The organism is Methylobacterium sp. WL18 (genome assembly GCF_008040015.1).
Classification (GTDB): Bacteria; Pseudomonadota; Alphaproteobacteria; order Rhizobiales; family Beijerinckiaceae; genus Methylobacterium; species Methylobacterium mesophilicum.
In genome coordinates this window covers 1-3,449 of record NZ_VRVD01000504.1, presented here as the reverse complement: position 1 = coordinate 3,449, position 3,449 = coordinate 1, and the positions used below count along the sequence as shown (strand labels likewise).

3 protein-coding genes are annotated in these 3,449 nt (G+C 70.6%); all 3 read right to left on the bottom strand.

Annotation, left to right across the window (positions count from 1 at the left end; translation table 11 throughout):
- Positions 1 to 87: 87 nt before the first annotated feature.
- Genes FV228_RS23895 through rsmH form a run of 3 tightly spaced genes read right to left on the bottom strand, consistent with a single transcriptional unit; the run spans position 88 to position 3,407 of the window.
- Complete coding sequence (locus FV228_RS23895; RefSeq protein ID WP_147856842.1) at positions 88 to 1,998, bottom strand: penicillin-binding protein 2; 1,911 nt, start codon at positions 1,996 to 1,998, stop codon at positions 88 to 90.
- A 6-nt stretch (positions 1,999 to 2,004) separates the two neighbouring features.
- Positions 2,005 to 2,418, bottom strand: a complete 414-nt coding sequence (locus FV228_RS23890) for a hypothetical protein (RefSeq protein WP_147856841.1) — start codon at positions 2,416 to 2,418, stop codon at positions 2,005 to 2,007.
- Positions 2,415 to 3,407, bottom strand: a complete 993-nt coding sequence (gene rsmH / locus FV228_RS23885) for a 16S rRNA (cytosine(1402)-N(4))-methyltransferase RsmH (RefSeq protein WP_246694012.1) — start codon at positions 3,405 to 3,407, stop codon at positions 2,415 to 2,417. Before rsmH ends, FV228_RS23890 begins: the two co-directional genes overlap by 4 nt.
- Positions 3,408 to 3,449: the final 42 nt, after the last annotated feature.

The following is a 3,449-nucleotide window of genomic DNA, read 5'->3' as shown; positions in this document are numbered from 1 at the left end:
CCTGCCGGCTGTCGGCGGTCAACGCCGACACGGTCAGGTCGGCGGCCGGGCCGGCGGCCTCCGGGAAGAGCTCGGCGAGGCGCGCGTTCACGGGCCGCCCAACTGGTTGACGTGGTAGGCGTTGAGCTTGACCATCTGGGGGAACGGTCGCACCGGCGGCTCGAATTGCGGCGGCAGGCCCAGGATCGGGGCGACCCGCTCGATCACCTTGCCGGTGACGACGCCCGAGTTCCACGCAGCCGTGGCGTAGCCGCCCGATTCCGGAAGGCCCTGCGGCTCGTCCATGATGGTGATGAACAGGTACTTCGGGTCGTTCATCGGCGCCGCCGCCATGAAGGTGGTGAACAGGCGGTTGTGGATGTAGCGCCCGCCGATCACCTTCTCGGCCGTGCCGGTCTTGCCGCCCACGAAATAGTACGGGACCGCCGCCTTCTTGGCAGAGCCCTCCGCCGCGTTGAGGCGCATGATGTAGCGCATCGCCTCGGAGGTCTGACCGGAGAGGACGTGCGTGGCGCGGGCCTTGTCGTCGGGCGCCGCCTTCAGGAAGGTCGGGGTGATCAGGTCGCCGCCGTTGGCGATGGCCGCCACAGCGGCCGCGGCCTGGATCGGCGCCACCGCGATGCCGTGGCCGAACGCGATCGTGATGGTGTTGATCTCGGTCCAGCGCGACGGGACGATCGGGGCCGCGCTCTCGGGCAGCTCCGTGCGCAGCCGGTCGAGCAGACCCATCTTCTTCAGGAAGGCCTTGTGGCCGGGCACGCCGACGCCGAGCGCCATCTTGGCCGAGCCGATGTTCGACGAGTGCGTGAACACTTCCGGCATGGTGATGACCCGGTTGGTGCCGTGATACTCGTGGATCTTCTGCCGGCCCCAGTTCAGCACGCCGCCGCGGGTGTCGAAGGTCGAGTTGACGTTGTACTTGCCGGAATCCAGCGCCATGGCCAGCGTCATCGCCTTGAAGGTCGAGCCCATCTCGTAGACGCCGACATTCATGCGGTTGATCCGGTCGGGCGAGAGCGCGTCCTTCGGGTCGTTCGGATCGAAGTCCGGCATCGAGACCAGGGCGATGACCTCACCGGTCTTGACGTCGAGGATCATCGAGGCGCCGGCCTTGGCCTTGAAGTGGTCGATGCCCCAGGCCAGCTCGTCGCGCACGGCGAACTGGGCGCGCAGATCGATGGAGAGCTGCACCGGCTTCAGGTCTGCCTGCTTGCTGACCAGCCCGAAGCTGTTGAGCGCCTGGAGGCCGGTCGAGTCGATGTACTTCTCCATGCCGGCGATGCCGACGCCGTCGAGGTTGGTCGCGCCCAGGATGTGGGCGGCGGCGACGCCGTTCGGGTAGACCCGCTTGTGGTCCGGCAGGAAGCCGATGCCCGGGATGCCGAGCCGGTGGACCTCGGCCTGTTGCTTGGGCGTCAGCTCGCGCTTCACCCAGACGAAGCCCGCGCCCTTCTTGTCCTTGCGCGAGGACAGCTTGGCGCGCAGCTCGGAGGCATTGAGTTCCGGCAGGACCGCGGTGAGCAGCTCCACCGCCTCGTCCTTGTCGTAGATGTTGCCGGGCTCGGCGAAGACCGAGACGGTGCGGATGTCGGTGGCCAGGATCTCGCCGTTGCGGTCGACGATGTCGGGCCGGAACGCCGTCGAGGATGCGGCCGCGACCCGGTGCTCCTGGCTGGGCGGATCGCCGAACACCGCCATCATCAGCAGCTTGGCCGAGATCGTCCCGAACACCGCGACGAACACCAGCCCGACCAGGGCGACGCGCATGTGCGAGCGCTCGATGGCGAGCCGGAACATGCTCCGCACGAACGCCTTGGCGCGGGCGGCACGCATGTCCGGGTGCAGCGCCCGGGCGGCGGCCTCGAGCGCCGCCGCATCCTGCTCCGACACGGCGAAGTGCGGCGCATCGTGCGCCGGTGCGTCGGGCTCCGGGACAGGGTGTTCCGAGATCTGCGCCTCGGCTGCCGCGTCTCTGATCTGGTCGGCGTCTTCGGACACGGATGATTACCTCGAAGCGGTATTCGGGGTGCGGGTCGTGGTGACGGTGCGGGTGATCGAGCCGGTGGTGCGCGGCTCGATCCCGCCCTTGTCCTTGGGAGTCGCGGTTGCGGCGAGCAGCCGGCCGATCTCGTCGCCGCGCTCGGGGCGGGCGGGCAGGTCCGACAGGCGGGCCAGGTGGCTAGTGCCGATCGGCTCCAGCGCGAGGTGCTTGTCCACCGCCGCCTGCAGCCGGTCCGGCCGGGTCAGGAGCTGCCACTCGGCGCGCAGCACCGCGATCGCCTGCCGCTCCTTGTGCAGGGCGGTCTGCAGCTTCGAGACCTGACCGCCCTGGTAAAGCGTGTCGTACTTGATCGAGTAGGCGTAGATCGCCGAGGCCACGAGGCCGGCGACCGCCAGGAGGTTCAGCAGGCGGATCATCGGCGATGGCCCCCGCGGGCGGTGTCTGGCAGGCTCGCGAGCGCGTGGAGCGCCGCGAGCGGTTCGGGCAGGTCGGATTCGGTGCGCTCCGCGGCCCGCAGCTTGGCCGAGCGGGCGCGCGGGTTGCGGGCGATCTCGGCCTCGCCCGGCAGGACCGGACCCTTGGTGACGAGGCGGAAGCTGCGGATCGTCTCGGCTTGGCCGCCCGGCAGGTGGCGCGAGCCCTGGGCGGCGCGACCGCTGCGGGCGGCGAAGAACTGCTTGACGATCCGGTCTTCCAGCGAATGGAACGTCACCACGGCGAGCCGTCCGCCCGGGGCCAGGACCCGCTCGGCTGCGTGGAGCGCGCGGACCAGCTCGCCGAGCTCGTCGTTCACGGCGATCCGCAGGCCCTGGAAGGTCCGGGTCGCGGGATGGATGTGGCTGCCGGGCTCGACCCAGACCACGCCGGCGACCAACTCGGCGAGCTGGGCGGTGGTCTCGATCCGGCCGCGGCGGCGGGCCTCGTGGATGGTCCGGGCCACGGCCCGCGAGCGCCGCTCCTCGCCGTAATGATAGATGATGTCGGCCAGCACGGTCTCGTCGGCCTCGTTCACGAGGTCCGCAGCGCTGGGGCCGTCGCCGCCCATGCGCATGTCGAGGGGCCCGTCGCTGCGGAACGAGAAGCCCCGCTCCGGGGTGTCGAGCTGCATCGACGAGACGCCGATATCGAGCACGATGCCGGCGACCTGGCCTTCGCCGGCCTCGGTAAGCAGCGCGTCGAGGTCGCCGAACCGGCCCGGGACGAGGCGCAGGCGCCCGCCGGCCTCGCAGACCAGGGCCTGCCCGCCGGCGATCGCCCGCGGGTCGCGGTCGATGCCGATCACCTTAAGCGTCGGATCGGTTGCCAGCAGAGCGCGGGTGTAGCCGCCGGCTCCGAAGGTGCCGTCGACGGCGACGCCGCCGTCGAGCTTGAGCGACTCGACGACTTCGGCGAGCAGCACCGGCACGTGGGGCTGGCCGGAGGCGGCGGGGCCGTCGCGGTGCGCGGA

Bases quoted from the DNA above. Each gene is read 5' to 3' on its own strand.
- FV228_RS23890 (WP_147856841.1), bottom strand. From the start codon at position 2,418: ATGATCCGCCTGCTGAACCTCCTGGCGGTCGCCGGCCTCGTGGCCTCG.